17 protein-coding genes and 1 pseudogene are annotated in these 17,675 nt (G+C 53.2%); 1 reads left to right on the top strand and 17 read right to left on the bottom strand.

Annotated elements, in window-relative coordinates:
• Positions 1-52: 52 nt before the first annotated feature.
• The 13 genes and pseudogenes from HCR03_RS19360 to HCR03_RS19420 all read right to left on the bottom strand — a co-directional run bounded on the left by HCR03_RS19360 (position 53) and on the right by HCR03_RS19420 (position 13,660).
• Entirely contained in the window at positions 53-589 is a 537-nt protein-coding gene (locus HCR03_RS19360) for a GNAT family N-acetyltransferase (RefSeq protein WP_187036007.1), read from the bottom strand.
• Between the two features lie 121 nt (positions 590-710).
• Positions 711-1,985, bottom strand: a complete 1,275-nt coding sequence (locus HCR03_RS19365; RefSeq protein WP_187036009.1) for a hypothetical protein — start codon at positions 1,983-1,985, stop codon at positions 711-713.
• Between the two features lie 204 nt (positions 1,986-2,189).
• Positions 2,190-2,471 (bottom strand): helix-hairpin-helix domain-containing protein, encoded by a 282-nt coding sequence (locus tag HCR03_RS19370; protein WP_187036011.1) that lies wholly within the window; start codon positions 2,469-2,471, stop codon positions 2,190-2,192.
• Between the two features lie 10 nt (positions 2,472-2,481).
• Positions 2,482-2,769, bottom strand: a complete 288-nt coding sequence (locus tag HCR03_RS19375; protein ID WP_187036013.1) for a DUF3795 domain-containing protein — start codon at positions 2,767-2,769, stop codon at positions 2,482-2,484.
• Between the two features lie 86 nt (positions 2,770-2,855).
• The gene (locus HCR03_RS19380) at positions 2,856-3,083 is read right to left on the bottom strand and encodes a transposon-transfer assisting family protein (protein ID WP_187036015.1); all 228 of its coding nucleotides are present in this window, start codon (positions 3,081-3,083) and stop codon (positions 2,856-2,858) included.
• Between the two features lies 1 nt (position 3,084).
• Complete coding sequence (locus HCR03_RS19385; protein ID WP_187036017.1) at positions 3,085-5,532, bottom strand: YodL domain-containing protein; 2,448 nt, start codon at positions 5,530-5,532, stop codon at positions 3,085-3,087.
• Between the two features lie 88 nt (positions 5,533-5,620).
• Complete coding sequence (locus HCR03_RS19390; protein ID WP_187036019.1) at positions 5,621-5,920, bottom strand: immunoglobulin; 300 nt, start codon at positions 5,918-5,920, stop codon at positions 5,621-5,623.
• Positions 5,917-7,978: pseudogene (locus HCR03_RS19395) on the bottom strand (DNA topoisomerase 3). Before HCR03_RS19395 ends, HCR03_RS19390 begins: the two are co-directional and overlap by 4 nt.
• Positions 7,979-8,134: 156 nt before the next feature.
• Positions 8,135-8,881, bottom strand: a complete 747-nt coding sequence (locus HCR03_RS19400) for a CD1107 family mobile element protein (protein WP_187036020.1) — start codon at positions 8,879-8,881, stop codon at positions 8,135-8,137.
• Positions 8,868-9,116, bottom strand: coding sequence for a DUF4315 family protein (locus HCR03_RS19405; RefSeq protein WP_187036022.1), 249 nt, complete (start codon positions 9,114-9,116; stop codon positions 8,868-8,870). Before HCR03_RS19405 ends, HCR03_RS19400 begins: the two co-directional genes overlap by 14 nt.
• A gap of 18 nt (positions 9,117-9,134) precedes the next feature.
• The gene (locus tag HCR03_RS19410) at positions 9,135-10,862 is read right to left on the bottom strand and encodes a C40 family peptidase (protein ID WP_187036024.1); all 1,728 of its coding nucleotides are present in this window, start codon (positions 10,860-10,862) and stop codon (positions 9,135-9,137) included.
• Positions 10,863-10,896: 34 nt separating this feature from the next.
• Positions 10,897-13,275, bottom strand: a complete 2,379-nt coding sequence (locus HCR03_RS19415) for a VirB4-like conjugal transfer ATPase, CD1110 family (protein WP_187038175.1) — start codon at positions 13,273-13,275, stop codon at positions 10,897-10,899.
• Positions 13,202-13,660, bottom strand: coding sequence for a PrgI family protein (locus tag HCR03_RS19420; protein ID WP_187036026.1), 459 nt, complete (start codon positions 13,658-13,660; stop codon positions 13,202-13,204). Before HCR03_RS19420 ends, HCR03_RS19415 begins: the two co-directional genes overlap by 74 nt.
• Positions 13,661-13,755: 95 nt before the next feature.
• Here HCR03_RS19420 and HCR03_RS19425 point away from each other — a divergent pair, with 95 nt between their 5' ends.
• Complete coding sequence (locus tag HCR03_RS19425; protein WP_187036028.1) at positions 13,756-14,208, top strand: AraC family transcriptional regulator; 453 nt, start codon at positions 13,756-13,758, stop codon at positions 14,206-14,208.
• On the opposite strand, the gene HCR03_RS19430 is transcribed toward HCR03_RS19425, so the two are convergent.
• The 4 genes from HCR03_RS19430 to HCR03_RS19445 all read right to left on the bottom strand — a co-directional run bounded on the left by HCR03_RS19430 (position 14,205) and on the right by HCR03_RS19445 (position 17,672).
• Entirely contained in the window at positions 14,205-15,014 is an 810-nt protein-coding gene (locus HCR03_RS19430) for a VirB6/TrbL-like conjugal transfer protein, CD1112 family (protein WP_407926886.1), read from the bottom strand. The two genes, HCR03_RS19425 and HCR03_RS19430, sit on opposite strands and share 4 nt — an antisense overlap.
• Before the next feature lie 122 nt (positions 15,015-15,136).
• Positions 15,137-15,352 carry a Maff2 family mobile element protein gene (locus HCR03_RS19435; RefSeq protein ID WP_013485766.1) on the bottom strand — a complete coding sequence of 72 codons (216 nt, stop codon included), beginning with the start codon at positions 15,350-15,352 and terminating at the stop codon, positions 15,137-15,139.
• A gap of 41 nt (positions 15,353-15,393) precedes the next feature.
• Positions 15,394-17,184, bottom strand: a complete 1,791-nt coding sequence (locus HCR03_RS19440) for a VirD4-like conjugal transfer protein, CD1115 family (RefSeq protein ID WP_187036032.1) — start codon at positions 17,182-17,184, stop codon at positions 15,394-15,396.
• Positions 17,181-17,672, bottom strand: a complete 492-nt coding sequence (locus HCR03_RS19445; protein ID WP_187036034.1) for a PcfB family protein — start codon at positions 17,670-17,672, stop codon at positions 17,181-17,183. Before HCR03_RS19445 ends, HCR03_RS19440 begins: the two co-directional genes overlap by 4 nt.
• Positions 17,673-17,675 lie beyond the last annotated feature (3 nt).

The raw sequence follows: 17,675 nt of genomic DNA on the forward strand, positions 1-17,675 counted from the left end.
TATGCTCCTTATATATTCGGCATCGCTCATTTTACAGATTCGCGAGCGCATGTTATAGAATCATTTCATATACGTCAACAGAGCACACTCCCTGATTGTTATGTCCGTCATTCATTCGCTTGAAAAACTGCAACCCACATTTTTTCATCACATCACCGGAATGAGGATTGTTTATGTCATGTCCTGCAAATATTCGCTTTGGCTTCAGATCATTTTTTATAAACTCGATGACGGCGGCCAGCGCTTCACTGGTGATGCCCTGATGCCAGAAAGCTTCTCCGATACAATAGCCGATTTCCACATCGCTTTCTTTTTCCCGTATTTTTACAATACTGATTGCGCCGATTACTTCTCCGACCTTTTTGAAAACGATTGCCCATTCATAATGCCTGCCACTTTTATAGCTTTCAACCACATGATTGGTGTAATCATAGGAGTCTTTGACAGAAGTATGAGTGGGCCATGTAAGAAATCTCGTGACATGATCATTACTGGCATAATTACGATAAACTTCGGGGGCATCGTTAGTTTCAAACTTTCTCAGTATTAATCGCTCTGTTTCAATATCTCTCATCTCGGCAAATTCCATACAATCACTCCAATCATTCCTAATGGTAAGTATAACATATGCTTGACGGCAATTACATAGATCATGAAGCAAGACGAGCAACCCGTAAAGGCTGCTCGTCTCTTATCGTTCGAAAAGTGCGCTAAATTTTTGGAATGTTCTCCGCAACAAATCGGATCAACTCAGATGCCGAGTCACGGTGCAGGGGAAACACCCGGCCATGGTAGACATAATAGATCAGCATGGACCAGTAAACCTCATAGCCACCCTTGTCAAATTCTTCTTCCGTCGGAAAATAACCCGTACAGCCGTTGGTATAGCCGCCGAAATAGAAGAAATCGTCTTGGAGAAGTTCTGAGGCTCGCAGGGCAAATTCCACCATCACCTCGTTGGCGACACCGCACAGGCAACCGTCTCCGAGGGAAAAGTATTGCACTTCGACATCCTCTGTTTGCTGATGAATGTCATTCTGGAGCAGGTGTTGCACCTGCTTTAGCCAGCCTGTACCGTCAATGTCGCAGTGTTTTTTGGCTTTGCCTGCAATTTTTATGGCGCGCGGATAAGGCGGTACATCTGCTGCCAACGTAATCTGACGCGAGTACATAGCAAGCCGATCGATTTTCTGTGGCCGCAGCGACGCAACTATGGGTTTTACATCGCGCAGCACCGCCTTTGCCATATCTTCAAGCGCCGTGTCCGAACGGATGAAACGCTCATCGGCAGCATCGGGCGGATTGATGGTGGATTTAAAATATCGCGGAGCGACATTTCCGGCAGCTCCCTGTGTCACCATGATTGGGCACCCGAATTCTTTGCTCAGAGTATCCCGGACAGTGCCGAAATAATCCGGGGAAATCAGATAGTTATCTGCTTTCAGCACATTATTGTGCGCGGTCAGACGAAGCAGAAGGAGCTTTAGCTCGCTGTTTTCGGAATCGCAGATCTTCAGAATCCCGATTCGCCTATCCAGCGCGTCACAGCCTTTGCGCCTGTTTAGGCCAATATCGGTAAAAGCGTTGCCCCATATGGCATTCACGGGAACCATGTCCTGCAAGGCCTGTGCCGCTGCATCTTTTACACGGTTGCACACAAAGCGGTAATACTCCGGTGACGCACTTTCGTTCGGAGCGGAATGGCAATGGGAAAAGCACAGCATAATTTTTTCACGGGAGATGCACAGAACTTTTCCTACTTCGTCCCGCAAAGCGTTTGCGTGCTGTTTTGAAAAGCCAATATGATCAATGGCGGCGACACAACACAGTTCCTCGCCCAGTTGCCATACGGTTACCTGCGCCGATAGAGGATGCAGAATGCCGCGTGATATCTGATCTTCTCTACCAAAGCCTACGGTTTCTATTGGTACAGATGGTGTTATATCCGTTTCTACGAACCCTAACACCAATGTTTTATTTTTCATGGTACTTTACTCCTTAATCTAAAATGAAAAGGCGCAAAGTTACCCGGATAGATTGTTACTCCATGCAGTTTCTATCCGAAACAACTTTGCATGGAGCAGCGGCAATGGCCAGTCTCATATCATCAGTCCCTTCTAATAACTATGTTTTTCATTGTAATATGAGTATATCACAAAAAAATGATAATTATCGAGTTCCCAGTGTTCTTAACGGGAATCCGATCCATATTTTGATGTGTATTTTTTATCCTTCCAGTACCACCATTTCAACTTTTCCGGATCATGTATTTCGTTTTCGGAATAGTAAACGGCAAGTCTGAAGACATAGAGTTGGCATTTATCTTCCTGAAAGCCTTTATAAAGGGAGTCTTTTAGATATATATCTTCCGGGTTCTGCCCAACCAGCGATGCAACGCTGTCATACCCTATATTTATCAAATCTTGCTCAATGTTCTTACCGATGCCTGGAATCTGTCTTAAATCGTTCATTGCTGTTTCCTCAATGACTTGCTTTCAGCTTTGCAATTCTGTCAGCCAAGTCATTTTGAAATGCCTCATCGCTTAATGACGGGTCTTTCGCATCATAAAATAATTGACATGGCATCTCGGAACATTGCCCGCAATGCAAGAACTTTTTATCCAGAACGCAGCAGGAATAAAACGGACAGCAATTCAATCCAATTTCAGCAATCCATGACGGCTTTCCCTGTAATTCCTCACATCCTGGACAGGGTTGCTGATACTGTGGACATTCTTCGCAAAGCATCCCACAAGAGGAAATATCCATTATATTCGCCTTCCTTTTATAATCAGCAATTTGTTCCTCGTTTGCCTATCAGTATACCTCACATTCAGGAAAATGTCACCAAAGATTTAAGACTGTGATTCAGTCTCCACATCAAAGTCCGGGAACAGATCAAGCGCGGCGTATTCCTCATCACTCATGCCCCGGAGTTTTCCCAGCGCGGAATCCGTCAGGGCTAGAAGCTCCGTTTCCTCCGCGCCGAGATAGCCGCGCATCTGTGTCAGCTCCGCGATCAGTCCCTCCCGCGTCCCGGTATTGTAAATGCACATCAGGTTGATTTCATCGTTAGTAAACATATCACCGCTCCATTTCCGCGCCTCTGTCGGGCGCTGTTTTTTTATGTTCCCGGCTGACCGGTTGATTCCTGAGCTGCTCCACAACGGATTTCTTCTTTTCGTCGTTTTCCCGCCGAGACGCCTCGGCAAGCTCCAAAAGGGAAATTGGCTGGCCGGTTTTGGCCTGCTGCTCCAGCTCCGCGACAGAGGGATTTTTTCCGTTGTCGATGACGCCGTCGATCATGTCGTAATCATCTTCCATCGACATTTCCGCATTTTTCAGGTAGTTTTCCGGTTTCAGGAAGTCCGGAATTTCCTGAAAACCGAAGCTGTCCACATAGTGACAGGATACAACACCGTTCTGTTTGAGCGCAACGATGTCGCTGACGGACAGGCTCGGCCTGTGATAATCGGCGGGATGGTCGTTATTGAACCGATCCCACAATTCCCCCAACCTGTCATCCGTACTGCCGGTATCGGTAAGCGGCGCGGTGTAAGCGAGGTCGTAGTTGCCGTGATCCACCGAAACGCCTTTTGATTCCAGCCAACTTAGCGGCTCAAAGCGGATGTCCCTCAGTTCGTCGCCGTCCTTCACCTGATAGATAGCGAAAGCATCCTGAGAGGTTTTCAGAAAAGCGGCTTCCCGCTGCTCCTGATGCTTCATCCAGTCCTCTATGGCTGCGGAAAACTCCCGGCTTTCCTCCCATTCCTCGCGGCGCACAGCGAACAGGCCGCTGTGCGCCTGAATCTCATCCGAGTCGAACGCCATACTTACGCTGCCGTCCTCAATCATGTAAACGGTGAGGTCCTGCTCAAAAAGTTCCAGCGCCCGGTCTTTGGAGAGCGGCAGCAGATCACCGTCCAGATACCCGCAGGCTTCCAGATCAGCCACGGTCAGGTCCGAATCCGGCATGAGGTATTCGTCCAGCGCCTGCTCCGGTGCATCCGGCAGCATGTTCGCCGCTTTCGGTTGGTCGGACGCTGTCTGCGGTTCCGGTTCAGCTTGCTCATGGTCGCCCAAATTATTTTTACGGATATATTTCTGTACATCCTGTTCACGCACGGCGGCAATCTTGCTCAAAATATCAAGCGACACCTTTTCCGAGGTTTCAGGAACCAGGTGTTCAACAACAAGCGCCTGTTCGTAAGCGGTTGGAATGGAACTGACACCCTCATCGACAAACCCGCTTGCCGTTTCCCGCAGGCTCTCCTTATCGTAAAGGGTATAGCCGTATCCGTCCTCGTTTTCCTTCAAATAAAGATAGGCGGCGTTGTCCAGCAGATACACCGCCTCGGTTTCCCTCGGCGGGTAAATCTTTTCGATTTCATCCAGCCGCCGCAGCAACTCGTCCGGGGACGCCGCGCCCTCGATCTTGGCGGCATTGAGAATAGCCGCACGGGTATCTTTTCCGTAACCGCTTTTCAAATCTTCCACGGTGGCCGGGACTTCTTCTTCCATGGAGTTGAGAGGGAACGGCGGCTCCATGACGGAAGCCGTGTACCGATACACGTCTCCGGCGAACTGTTCCAGAACGCTGTCATACTCTTTCAGGACCTCGCGGAAGTTTTGGTCGATGTCGGAGATCAGACCGGAGGCGGTTTTATTGATGGTTTCCAAAGAGGCCCGCAGCTCAGGCAATTCCTTGCCACGGCTCCATGTGGCAATATAGCCGAAGCTGTTCTCGCCGGTCTGAATGCCGTAATACTGGCAGACGGCGTAAGAAACGCTTTCGGCCTCCACTTCCTCGGTGTGCCGGTCTTTCGGCTTGGGTGGTTCGGCGGTTTCATCACTCTTGGCGGCGGCAAGGCGGGCCTGTTCATAGTTATGCAGCGTGGCGTGAGTGATTTCGTGGACGGCGGCGGAGACGGTCTGTACCTCGCTCATGCCGGACCGGATGGCGATACGCTGGTCTTTTTCGCTGAAATAGCCGTCCGTATTCGGTTCCATCGTTTCAAAAGCAAACGGAACGGGGGACGAACGCCGCAGCGCCTCCATGAAAATCTCATACTGCTTCACATTCCCCGTGAGATCATTTGCCAATATCGGCAGAGGCTTCCCCTCGGTCTGCGATACGTCAAAGACCGACACCACCTTGTACATGGGGATTTTGATCTCCTTTTCCTCCATGATGACCTTGCCGTCCGCGTCCAGCACGGGAGCCTTGGTGTCCGGGTCGAGCTTTTCTTCCTCGATTTTCTTTTTGAACGGAGTCGGCGCGATGATTTTGATGCCTTTTTCGCCCCGCATGACGTTCCGGCTGAACTGATCACGCCATTTATTAAAGCCCGCAACCAAAGTGGCGTCCGGCTTCTGCATGTAAATGAGCATCGTGTTGTTGACGGAATATCGGTGAAAACGGGACATGGTGCGGAGGAACTGCGCATATCGGTCGCTCTGGAACAGGCTTTGGATACCTTGTTCGATGCTGTCGGTGATTTCTTTCAGCCGTTCCTTATTCTTCTCGGGCATAGTTTTGCTCCTTTCACAGCTCATAGAATTGAAAAAGACGCGCCCCCGCACAGGCCGGGGTAAACCTATGCGGGAACGCGCTTATTATTCATTTTCGGAGCGTATGCTCCTTATCGGGAGGACGTATTTTTGCTGTTTTGGCCCGCAAACTGTCGGCTTCGCGCCGCCGGTCGCTGTACGGTTCCCGGACGGAAACACAGCGTTTGGGGATAAGATAGCTGACGGCCCCGTGATGCTCCGGGCGCTCCGGCTTCACCTTGTCGGGGTATTTCTCCGAAAGCCGTTTGAGTTTTTGGATGAGCTTTTTATTGTGCGTGTAAACGTTGGCCGTCGCTTCTTCCTCGTTATAGCAGATGATCGTCTCCCGTTCATATTTTGTAAGTTTCATGATCCGCCACGCTTTTTCGTCCCCGAATCAAATTCCAGCCTGAAATTAACGTGCTCCCCGGTGTCCTCCAAAATCACCGTGGCATCGTAAGTCTTGCCGGTTTTTTCGGAATAGCAGCCGGTGAGCCTTACGCGCCCGTCCTTCAGGAGCGCGGCGGCGACGGATTTTGTCAGCGCCTTTTTCTTGACAGCGAAAAACCGGTTGTCCTTCCAAAGTCCGAACCGGCAATTGTCGTTTTCGCAGAAGAATCCCTTTTTGCTTTCGGTCACGCTGCCGCCGCAGCGGGGACATTTGCCGACCGCCTCGCGTCCGGAGGGAAACAGAACCTCCGCGCCTCTGACCGGCGCATAGGTTTGTATCAGCTCCCGGAGCATGGAAGAAATCCCACTCATAAAAGCGTCCGGTTCCAGTTCGCCGCGCTCCACCTGTTTGAGCCGGTTTTCCCATTCGGCGGTCAGCAGCGGGGATTGAAGCTGTTCCGGCAGAACGGTAACAAGCGATACGCCGACCTGTGACGGGATAAGATTGACGGTTTTCTTGGCCTTTTTCCGTTCCACAAAGCCTGTAGTGACGAGCTTTTCCAAAATAGCCGCGCGGGTGGCGGGGGTGCCGAGGCCCTTGCGCTCCGCATCGTCGGGCATCTCCTTCGCGCCCGCCGTCTCCATCGCGGAAAGAAGCGTATCCTCCGTGTAATGCTTGGGCGGCGAGGTTTTGCCCTCTTTGATTGAAACAGAGGAAACAGTGATGCCCTGCCCCTCTGCCAGTTCCGGCAAAGGTTTGTCGGCCTGTTCCTGCAAATAGATTTTCCAGCCGGGAACGAGGACCGTTTTGCCCTTGGCGGCAAAGTCATACCCGGCGCAGTCCAGCGTGACGGCGGTTTCGGCGTATTGGTGCGCATTGCCGACCGCGCAGAGAAGCTGCCGGGAAACCAGCCGCAGAATTTCACGCTCCCCGGCAGGCAGCGTGGAACTGTCCGCTTTGCCCGCGACGGAGGTGGGAACGACGGCGTGATGGTCGCTGACCTTCGCGCTGTCGCAGACCTGACCGGCGTTGAGCTTTTCGGGCGCGTCCGCGCCGCAGATCGTGGCGGCGACGGAAGCAAGCGCCGGAACGGTTCCTTCCATATCGTTCGTCAGAAACCGGCTGTCGGTGCGGGGATAAGTACAGAACTTTTTTTCATAGAGCGATTGCAAATAGTCCAGCGTCTGCTGGGCCGTGTAGCCGAGCAGGCGGTTGGCGTCGCGCTGGAGGGTGGTCAGGTCATAGAGGGCGGGAGCCTTTTTCGGATTTTTCCTTGCGCTCCACGGCTCTGACGATTACCGCCTTGTTCTTGCAGGCGGCGGCAACGGCCTCGGCCTCCGGCTTTGCTTTCAGCTTGTCGCCGGTGGCGGTGAAACCGCCGCAGTCGAGGCTGACCGTGTAAAACGGCTCCGGCTGAAACGCGGAAATCTCCGCTTCCCGCTGCACGATGAGCGCCAGAGTCGGAGACATGACGCGCCCGACATTCAGAGTTCGGTGGTAGAGGACCGAAAACAGGCGCGTCGCGTTGATGCCCACCAGCCAGTCGGCTTTGGAGCGGCAGAGTGCGGACTGGTGCAGGCCGTCGTAATCCCGGCCCGGTTTCAGGTCGGCAAAGCCCTGCCGGATAGCTTCATCCTCCATTGAGGAAATCCAGAGCCGTTTCATCGGTTTGGAGCAGCCCGCCATGTCGTATACGGTGCGGAAAATCAGTTCGCCCTCGCGTCCGGCGTCGCAGGCATTGATGACTTCATCCACATCGTCGCGGCGCATCAGGTCGCGGAGAATAGCAAACTGCTTTCGTTTGTCCCCACTTATGGTGAACCGCCAGTTTTCCGGCAGAATGGGCAGATCCTCACGCCGCCATTTGGCGTATTTTTCATCGTAGGCGTCGGCGCTTGCCAGTTCCGAGAGATGGCCGAGGCACCATGAAACGAGGTAGCCGCTGCCCTCTAAATACCCGTCGCCGCGCTGCTTCGCGCAGATCACGGCGGCGATACTTTGGGCAACCGAGGGCTTTTCACTGATTACAAGCCGCATTTTCATCCCCCTTTCGTTTCGGCGTGATGATAAGGTCACGATAACAGTTACGGGGATGGTCAGGACGGCCTTTCGGCGAGGTGGGAGGCCGCTCCTCCCGCCTGTACCGGGGCTTCTGTACCATCATCCGCTCGAAAGGACTGTCGGTGAAAAAGGTCATTCGTCCTCACGCTCCGTTTCACCGTCGGAAGTTTCCGGCTCATCTTTTTGCGCTGTTCCTTCGTTAGGAACTTCCGGTTCGTCGTCCGGCTCAGATTCGTCGTCCCCGCCATCGGTGTAATCGTAATCGTCCGGGTCGGGCCTGTTTTTGTCCTTTTTATCCGGCTTGCGGAATTTGAAGAACCAGACCGCCGCGCCGACGAGAACGGCTGCAAGCACGGCGACTGCCGCGATTCCGGCGCTGTTATTCTGCTTTTCCGGCCGGGAAACGGATGAAACCGTGGACGTCGATGCGGTTGGTGCGGAGGATGTCTCCGGTGCGGAAACAGTCTTGGACGAAGAAGAACCGGATACGTCCTCGTTATCGCTTTTTGCCAGCGCAAGCAGGTCCTTGTCCGTCACGGCGTCGAGGAAGTAGACGTTTTCAGCATTTTTCTGCCGGTCGATAATCAGGTAAAAGACGTGCTTGCTCGGCGTGGTAATGGTGAAAAACTCCTTGCCGTCCTCGTTGGTCACGTTGTCGATCACCGTCCCGGTGCCGTCCGGCGTCAGAGGCTTAAGTGACGTCCCGGACGACGTTTCGGACGACGCCGACGATGCGGTACTGTTCTGCGCGGCGCTGGAACTGCTCAAGGTCGGAGAGGTCGTCCCTGTGCTGTAGGCGAGGGCGTTGACGGAAAAAGCCGCCGTGCAGGACACGGCGGCCATCAGGCAGACGAATATACGGATTTTAGATTTCTTCATGAGTGGTTTCCTCCTGTTTGTTCTGATCGGACACGGGGCGGTTTTCGCGGGACGCTTTCATGAGCGCGGAGAGTTCCTCCGCCGTCATGCCCATGCCCCGCACAAGGCCGACAATATCGAGATTTTCCAGCTCCCGGCGTTGCTTTTCCAGTTCCTTCTGCCGGTTTTGCAGCGCGGAGATTTTCGCCGCGTTCTTTTCATACTCGGTGTCGATTTTCTTGAATTTCGGATTCACAGTGATTCCTCCAGTCTGTTATGGGTTCGGTAAACGTCCGAACGTGTAAAAATGGCTTTGCCAGTAGCTTGTGTTGAGGTCTGAATAGCCGATGGGGTCTCCGGCCGCGAGCATCATGCCGTTTCCGACGTAGATGCCCACATGGGACACGCCGTCGGTATCGTAGGTGTGTTCAAAGAAAACAAGATCGCCGGGTCTTGCGTCGGCGGGAGAAACCGGAGTGCAGATATCGCAGAGGCCCTGCGCTCCCAGCCGTCCCACGCTCCATCCGCTGTGATTGATTACCCACGACACGTAGCCGGAGCAGTCGAACGAGGTTTTCGGGCTGCTCCCGCCCCAAACGTAAGGATAGCCGATATATTTCTGTGCTTCCGTCATCATGGCGGCGAACCGCGCGTCCGTCATTTCCTCCGGGGGAATATCGTATTCCGTGGGCTTCTTGACAGTAGATGCGTTCGGATAGGCCGACGAAGGAAACAAGTCGGGCCGGTTGCCAAGGGTGGACATGTACATCGAGTACACGACGACCTGATCTTCGTTCATGATGGAAATGGGAAGATGGGACAAGTCCTCGTTGTGCAGCTTTACGTTGCAGATGGTGTAGGTATAGGGAACTTGGCGAGTCTCGGTGTGGGTCGTGCCGTCCGGGTCCGTCACCGTATGTGTTTCCGTGCGATAGCGGGTTTCCGTCTCCACGGTCTGCGTCAGTTGGTATTCTTTTGAGAACAGAGTGGAAAGCATGTCCCAGACTTCATCCAGCGTCCATTCGCCGCCGTGCAACGCGGTCAGGATGGAAACCAGCACATACGGGTCATGCCCGATTTTATCGAGGCTGTAATGATATTCGTCGTACCCGCCGTGCCTCTGCTCGTAATGGTCGATCTCGTTCTGAAGGTCCGCTTCCTTTTGGGCGTAAGCGGCTTCCGCGCCGAGCATGGCGTCGTCCGTGGAAGGATAGGTGGACGCGGTAACGCCGGACAGCGCCCCTTCCAGCAGAACCGAGCTGGAGGATAGGACGTTCAGAAGCAGAACCAGTACCAGAAAAACGCCCGCGGCAATCAGAAAACCGTTCCGGTGCCGCCCGACAAAAGCCGCCGCCCGCTTGCTCTCCCGCGCCGCCGCTTTTCCCGCTTTCGCGGTGTTTTCGGTGGCTTTCCCGGCAGAACCGGTAAACTGTCCGGCCCGCTTCGCGGCGGCGTACTGCTTTTTTACGGCCCGCTTTTGCCGCCAGTGGGCCAAAGGATTGCCGGAGGGCTGCGGATCGTCGCGCGCGGCCTTTTTCTGCAAATAGCCGAGGTTGGCGCGGTCAAGCTGCTTTTCCGCTTTGGCCGATTTCCGGTAGGGTTTCAGCTTGTGGAAGCGATTGGCGCTGCGAACCAGACGCCTGCCTGTTTCGGCGGCTTTCTCGCTTTTGTGCGCGGCCTCCACGCCCACGTTTTCATCCTCGGACTGTTGGATTTCCCGGTGAAACTGCATCAAAACGGCGTTCCCGGGCGTGTCCCGGACGGCGTGGGTGAGCTTGGACGGCTTTTTCTTGTCCACTTCCTCAAATTTCAAGTGCGTCGTGACCTTGCCGGTGGCTGGGTCAACGGAGTGTTGACGCTTGAAAACGGTTCTTTTCGGGATTTTATTTTTCGCCTGATCCGTTTTTGCCGCTGCTTTCTGCGCCCTGCGGACAGATTTTTTTAATACAGGGTCGGTTTGTTCCTCCTTCGTGAATTGCAGGCGAGGCGCTCGTTTTTCCATTGCCGTCACCTCCTGTCCCGCCGAGCACGGACGCTCATGTCGCCGCCACTTCCTGCGGCTTGGTAGTCATGATGCGGTACAGCTCCGTGTCCTTCGGGAAATGATCGATAAACGGCAGAATGACGTTGCCGTAAAACAGCAGCCCTTCACCTTCGCCGGAATGAGTGACGTAGGAAAGCTGGTGCGGCGAAATGCCGAGCTGCTTGGCGAGAATCTGACGGTCGCCGGACGCCTGATTGAGCATATAGATGTAATCCGAGTTTTCAAAGATGTTCTCGATTTCCCGTGAGGAAAGAAGGTCCTTGATGTTCTGCGTGATCCCGGTTGGAATGCCGCCCCACTTGCGGAACCGCTTCCAGATTTCCACGGAATAGGCGGCGGTCTGCTCTTCTTTTAAGAGCAGATGGAACTCGTCGATGTAATAGCGCGTGGATTTTCCCACGGCCCGGTTGACGGTGACGCGGTTCCAGACCTGATCCTGCACGATGAGCATCCCGATTTTTTTGAGCTGCTTGCCCAACTCCCGGATGTCGTAGCTGACAACGCGGTTCCTTACGTTGACGGTGGTGCGGTGGTTGAATACGTTGAGGGAGCCGGTGACGTAGATTTCCAGTGCCGTGGCGATGTACTGCGCTTCCTTTTCATCCTGCTTCCGTAGCTCGTTGTACAAATCATCCAGAATCGGCATGTTCTCCGGACGCGGGTCACTGAGGTAATTCCGGTACACTAGCCTCACGCAGCGGTCGATGACCGTCTTTTCCACCGGCTGCAATCCCTCTTTGCCGCCGACGATCAGCTCACAGAGTGAGAGTATAAAGTCCGATTTCAAAGACAACGGGTTTTCTTCCTCGGAATAGTTGAGGTTGATGTCCATGGGATTGATATAATCGGTAGACGCGGGTGATATTTTGATGATCTGCCCGTGCAAGCGTTCGATCAGCGGGCCGTATTCGGCCTCCGGGTCACAGACGATGATATCGTCATTTGTGACGAGGAACACGTTGGCGATTTCCCGTTTCGCGGCGAAGGATTTGCCCGCTCCCGGTGTGCCGAGAATCAGACCGTTCGGGTTTTTCAGGAGTTTCCGATCCACCATGATGAGGTTGTTACTTAGGGCGTTCAATCCGCAGTACAGCGCCTCACGCCCGGTCTGGAACAGTTCCTGCGTGGTGAAAGGGATAAAAATGGCGGTGCTTGATGTAGTCAGGCCCCGCTGGATTTCTATTTGGTTACACCCAAGCGGAAGTGAAGACATCAGCCCTTCCTCCTGCCGGAAGTCGAGCCGGGTCAGCGCACAGTTGTATTTCTGCGCGAGGGAACTTGCCTGAAACACGTTGTTGTCCAGCCGCTGCCGGTTCTCAGCAACGTTGAGAACGAGAAAGGTCACAAGGAACATGCGCTCGTTGCGGGACTGTAAATCCTGCAACAGCTTTTTCGCTTCCTCGCCGTAGGTGGCGAGGTCGGAGGGAATGATATCCATGTCGTATCCGGAACGGATGGCCTTTTTCTGCTCCTGAATCTTCATGGAATCCAAATCCGTGATTTTTCGTTTCACCGTCTTAATGGCGTTCACCTGGTCGATGGATTGGATGTGCATGGTGACGATGAGGCTGGATTCCATATCGAGGAAATCGGCCAACATCCGGTCATTCAGCTCTGGCGCGAGAATTTGGAGAAACGATACCGCCCCAACCTGACGCCCCATGCCGAATATGTTGCCGCTTTTAAACTCAAAGGAAGAGGGAGCGATGAAGTCTTTGACGGACAGGCCGGAGCGAGCCAGCCAGTCCCACGAAAAACGGAACGGTTCCGGCACGTCCATACGGAAGATGTCGTGCAGCAAACGCAGACGGTCCGCGCCGTTCAGGGAAGCGGCTGTTACACCGAGATGTTTGAAGTTGTTTAGAATGTCGATCTCGACGCGTTCCAGCCGGGGCTTGGCCGCTTTCAGACTGTCCGCTTCGATGCCGAAGGTCAGGTATTTGGTTTTGATGAGGCCGTTATTGCCTTTGGCAAGCTGGTTCCGGAGCATTTCCGTATACTCCGAACGCAAGCTGTCGAAATCGTCGCCCTGCGGTGGGATGGTGACGCTTCTTGCAAAACTGTCTCGCGTTGCGGAAAGGTTCAGAAATGAGAGCTGGAATTTGATGGAACTGTCGAAATAGTTGAGGAAATCGCACCAGCCCTCAAAAATGGCGGTTTTGTCCTCGTTCTGGTTGAGCTGATAGTTGATGTCCTGAAACTGAACGGTTTTCGTGTAATAGCTGTCGGTTACGCGGCAGATGCCGTCCGGAAACATACGCTCGAACGGGATGCTGTCCTGCGCCGACTGCTTTTTCTTATCGGTCTGCCGTGCCTTTGCGACGGCGGCTTCGATCTGGTGCCTCTCGGCGCGGGATAACGACCGATTCATGGCCGGTTTTTGCTTTTTTACCGACAATCCGACGCACCTCCTTGTCTAATTTACTTTGCCGCGCGAGCACGGCGTAATAATTGTTGGTCTGATACGGTCGCTGTTTTGACCGGAGAAACAGTACCCTGACGATGTTGCGGACGATCTTTTCCAGCGGCAGGCCGTTTTTCTCATAGACGGCCATCAGGAAAAACGGCAGCATAACGAGCACCATGCAAAAAGAAGCGGCTCCGGCGCTGAAACCTGCAGGCCATTTGAGCAAAAAGAAAAGCGGTACGCCAACAAGCGCGCCGCCGCTGAAACAGACAAGCTGCCGTTTTGTTAAATTGAACAGGACCTTCGTTTTCACTGCGGTTAAGTCCTTGGGAACGGGAACATAAGCCATTATTTCGCCTCCTTTAATTGATTATAAAAATTCAGTTGAATAAAATTTTAAAGCATGTTAGGCTCAAAGTACCCTGTAAAGAAAGGTTGATTTCTATGAGAATCCATTTAGAAAAGATCCCCGCTCATCCTGTAGTCTACTTGCGTCGGATCGGCGCATATGGAGAACAAAACGTCAAGCTTATGCAAGATATGAAAGAGTGGATACGCCATCAAGAACTTTGGAATGATTTCAGCACAATCTACGGTATCGCTCAGGACAATCCTGCAACTACCCCATCTGAACAATGCCGTTATGATGTTTGTCTGGAAACCGATAAAACTTTTGAAGATCAGGCTGTTCAATCTGGCGCTTTACCTGCGGGAACATATCTTGTTTTTGAAATTCCGCACACCACTGAGAACGTACAGTGCTTTGGGGCCTCTCTAGCAGATGTTCTGTTGAAAGAAGGAAAACATATAGATAAGAGTCGCCCTGTTTTAGAGCGATATAAGGTAGCTCTCGTTAACAAGGGGTTCTGTGAATTTTGTGTTCCTGTCTCAGACTAATGCGCGTTGAAGATGGATTTTGCGAGGCTTCCGGTTTTGAAAAGCGTAAAGCATAGCAGCACCGTGTAGCCCATACACGTCCAGATCGCCTTGCTGATGTCCGTGCTCACGCTGATGCTTTTTACCAGAACAGCGTAAATCGCCACGCAGACAATGATGAGAAAGCCCTGAAATCCCAGCGCGAACAGGGAGCGCAGATAGTTCTGGCCCATGCCGCCCGATTCCCGGTTCAGCATCGTCGCCATTGGGATCGGCGCGATTGAAGTGGCCAGATAGATTTCGATCATCCTCCCGTACACGATGATGAAAATACAGATCGTGAGCGCCCACATGATAAAGCCCACGAAAATGCTCTGGAACCACAGCCCGAACAGGGGGCCGAGATCCATTGCCATGAGCCGTGTCTGGAGGTTTGCCGTGACGGAACTGATGTCGATAGATGTATCGGAAACGATGATTCCCGCCGCGCTGTTGACCACACTCTGCGCCACGTCGAATATGCCCATGACGATATTCCATGTGTTGGTCACGATGAGGATGGCGCAGGCCGTTTTGAAAATCCAACGGAAGAAGACGGCGATTTCGATGTCGTGAAGGTTGTTTTTGTCGGTTATGATCTGAATCAGCTCCAGCGTCATGACGAATGCGAGGATCAGGCCCGCGATGGGCATCATGACGTTTTCGGAAAGAGTCCAGATCATGTTGTAAATGCCGGTGTTCCACGCCTGCGGCGTCGTTCCCACCTGAGAGGCGATCTGCCCGACCTGACTGTTTACGTTGTCGAACATGCCGGACAGGTTGTTCATGATACCGCCGACGAGTATTTCTTTCAGCCATTCGGTAATCTGCTGCTTGATGAAATCCAAGCGGCATCACCTCCTTTCCCGCGCTCCCGTAAATCGGGGCGCGGAGTGTTTTTGCGTCGGCATCAGCCGAAAAGGTTGGAGAGCAGCGGAACCAGCGTAATGCCGATCAGGGCCACGCCGCCGCCCGCCATGAGCTGTTTAATGCCTTGCGATTTCGCTCCTGGATTGTCGTTACCGTAACCTTCCAGAAGATTGATCGCGCCCCAAATGGCAAGGCCCGCGCCGAGGGCGATCACGAGGGTCTGGAGAACGCCGATTGCGGAATGAAAGAAACTCATAATACTACCTCCAATTTTGGTTTTAATAATGAAAAAAGCCGCTATTCTGCGGCTTTCTGGTCCCCGGAGAGGTCAACGAAATATGTATTGAACACATCGTCCGGTTTGGGTTTCAATTTGGTGGACAGAAACTTCTCAATATGAAAGGCGTTGCGTGAGTCATAATCGGATAGGTACTTGTAGTTCGGATGCTTTGTGATATCGTACTTGTCCGAAAGGAAAGGCCGAACGCCGCGAAGCTGGAGGATACACTTGCCTCCGTCAAGGACAGACAGCTCATCGACCGAAGCTAAATCCTTCCCCAATTTTTGATAATTAAGGCTGTGGGAAACCTCACGGCCACGGCTTTCGCCGGTGTTGTACGTGTCGATCGTCTCTTTCCCAAGAGATTCGGTTAGTTCCTTCAAAGTCGTGCGTTCCTTGCCGCCGAGGAAAATGGCGCTGTCGCAGTTGCCGATGATCGTGTCGGCGTTGTCTTTGTACAGGGCCTTGAGCTGGCTCTGCGCCTGCAAAACAAGACAGGCCGAGATTTCGCGGCTGCGGATGGTGGCAATCAGCTTTTCAAACTTGGGGATCTGCCCAATGTTGGCAAATTCGTCGAGCAGGCATCGGACGTGGACAGGCAAGCGCCCGCCGTACACATCGTCAGCCTTTTCGCACAGCAGATTGAAAAGCTGCGTATAGGCCATCGAAACTAAAAAATTAAACGTGTCATCAGTATCTGAGATAATGATGAACAGGGCGGTTTTCCGGTCGCCCAGCGTGTCCAGCTCCAACTCGTCGTAGGCTGTCAAGTCACGAAGCTCCTGAATGTCGAAGGGGGCCATTCTTGCGCCGCAGGAAATAAGGATTGATTTTGCCGTTTTGCCCGCCGCCAGCTTATATTTCTTATACTGACGGACGGCGAAGTGATTCGGATTTTCTTTTTCCAGCGCCTCAAACATGAGATCCACGGGATTTTTGAATTCCTCATCATCCTCTCGGACCTCCGAAGCGTTGATAAATTCAATCAGCGTGGCGAAATTCTGTTCCTCGACCGGGGCCTCATAGTGGATGTAGCCGATGAGCGCCGTGTAAAAGAGAGTCTCTGCTTTTTCCCAGAAGTCATCTCCGGATTTGCCGTTTCCTTTGGTGTTGGTGATCAGCGCCGTGACCAGCTTCAAGATGTCCTTTTCGGAATGAATGTACGCGAAGGGATTGTAATGCATCGACTTCTTGAAGTTAATGGTGTTGAGAATTTTGATGCGGTAGCCCCTGCGCCGCAGGAGATTTCCGCACTCCACGACGATGCTGCCCTTCGGGTCCGTGACTACGAAACTCACCGGATAATCCTTGGAATCGCACTGCATCAGGTTCGGCTTGATGAAAAACCGCGTCTTGCCGGAACCGGAGCCGCCAACAACCAGCACGTTTTTGTTCCGGGAAGTTTTGGGGTTCTTCGGTCGGCTGTTCATGGTGAGCCGTTCCGTCTGTGTGAGAATGACGTTGTTTTCAAACACAGGGTCGATGTACGGCCTGATGTCCTCGGCCTTTCCCCAGCGGGCGGAGCCGTATTCCGCGTTTTTGCGGAATTTCTTGGCGTTCCGGCCTTTGACGTAGACCGCCAGCCTGAGTGCGGCGGCGAGAAGAACGCCTACAGCCAAATCAGTCGGATAAAAGCTCGGCAGCGGAGAATAAAACGCGGCGGTGAGGCCGTCTATCAGGTGTAAGAGCTTCCTCGAAGCGTCCGCGCCTGCGGCCAGCCGCCACGCTTGCCCGAACTTGGTGGCGAACAGCGCGACGAACAGGTAAGGCAGATTCATCAGGAGCGGCTTTTTTGTTTTTTCACTCATCGCGCACGCTCCTGTTCCTTATGTCTCACCCGGTGAACGGTATTCGCTTTGACCAGATCTTTGAACTGCCGAAGCCGCGAGAGAACGGATGGCTTTTTCGCCCGGTTCACCGTTTTGGCCGTGAACTCGGTGAAAGCGGCGGTGAGCGCGTCCGCATCCCTTGCTTTGAAAAAGACGAGATATTTGGGCGGCGAAACGCTGCGGTCTTTTTTGACGGCGTAATCTACGCCGTATTTCCGCGCCACACAGTCAAAGGAACGGATGTTGCTGTCGGTGATCTCGATGTTCGACACGCCTGCGTTCTGCCCGATGAGCTGCTTCACCGTCTGCCTGCCGTGGGGGACAACGGGATCGGCGCGGGCTTTTGCGTTTTTCTTCTCCTTCCGGTGTGCCAGATACTTGGCAATCGCCGCTTTGAGCATCCGGCCCGTGAGTTTCGTGCCGCTGATGATGAGCGTCACGGAGCGGTTTTCAATTTCTTCCTGCAATCA

Source organism: Caproicibacter fermentans (assembly GCF_014303955.1).
In the GTDB taxonomy this organism is placed as follows: Bacteria; Bacillota; Clostridia; order Oscillospirales; family Acutalibacteraceae; genus Caproicibacter; species Caproicibacter fermentans.

What these genes read in the sequence shown, in the direction of transcription:
- HCR03_RS19385 (WP_187036017.1), bottom strand. Translation starts at nt 5,532, where the DNA reads ATGCCCGAGAAGAATAAGGAACGGCTGAAAGAAATCACCGACAGCATC.
- HCR03_RS19375 (WP_187036013.1), bottom strand. Translation starts at nt 2,769, where the DNA reads ATGGATATTTCCTCTTGTGGGATGCTTTGCGAAGAATGTCCACAGTAT.
- HCR03_RS19415 (WP_187038175.1), bottom strand. Translation starts at nt 13,275, where the DNA reads ATGAATCGGTCGTTATCCCGCGCCGAGAGGCACCAGATCGAAGCCGCC.
- HCR03_RS19390 (WP_187036019.1), bottom strand. Translation starts at nt 5,920, where the DNA reads ATGAAACTTACAAAATATGAACGGGAGACGATCATCTGCTATAACGAG.
- HCR03_RS19370 (WP_187036011.1), bottom strand. Translation starts at nt 2,471, where the DNA reads ATGAACGATTTAAGACAGATTCCAGGCATCGGTAAGAACATTGAGCAA.
- HCR03_RS19425 (WP_187036028.1), top strand. Translation starts at nt 13,756, where the DNA reads ATGAGAATCCATTTAGAAAAGATCCCCGCTCATCCTGTAGTCTACTTG.
- HCR03_RS19440 (WP_187036032.1), bottom strand. Translation starts at nt 17,184, where the DNA reads ATGAGTGAAAAAACAAAAAAGCCGCTCCTGATGAATCTGCCTTACCTG.
- HCR03_RS19380 (WP_187036015.1), bottom strand. Translation starts at nt 3,083, where the DNA reads ATGTTTACTAACGATGAAATCAACCTGATGTGCATTTACAATACCGGG.
- HCR03_RS19400 (WP_187036020.1), bottom strand. Translation starts at nt 8,881, where the DNA reads ATGAAGAAATCTAAAATCCGTATATTCGTCTGCCTGATGGCCGCCGTG.
- HCR03_RS19430 (WP_407926886.1), bottom strand. Translation starts at nt 15,014, where the DNA reads ATGAACAACCTGTCCGGCATGTTCGACAACGTAAACAGTCAGGTCGGG.
- HCR03_RS19360 (WP_187036007.1), bottom strand. Translation starts at nt 589, where the DNA reads ATGGAATTTGCCGAGATGAGAGATATTGAAACAGAGCGATTAATACTG.
- HCR03_RS19365 (WP_187036009.1), bottom strand. Translation starts at nt 1,985, where the DNA reads ATGAAAAATAAAACATTGGTGTTAGGGTTCGTAGAAACGGATATAACA.
- HCR03_RS19420 (WP_187036026.1), bottom strand. Translation starts at nt 13,660, where the DNA reads ATGGCTTATGTTCCCGTTCCCAAGGACTTAACCGCAGTGAAAACGAAG.
- HCR03_RS19435 (WP_013485766.1), bottom strand. Translation starts at nt 15,352, where the DNA reads ATGAGTTTCTTTCATTCCGCAATCGGCGTTCTCCAGACCCTCGTGATC.
- HCR03_RS19410 (WP_187036024.1), bottom strand. Translation starts at nt 10,862, where the DNA reads ATGGAAAAACGAGCGCCTCGCCTGCAATTCACGAAGGAGGAACAAACC.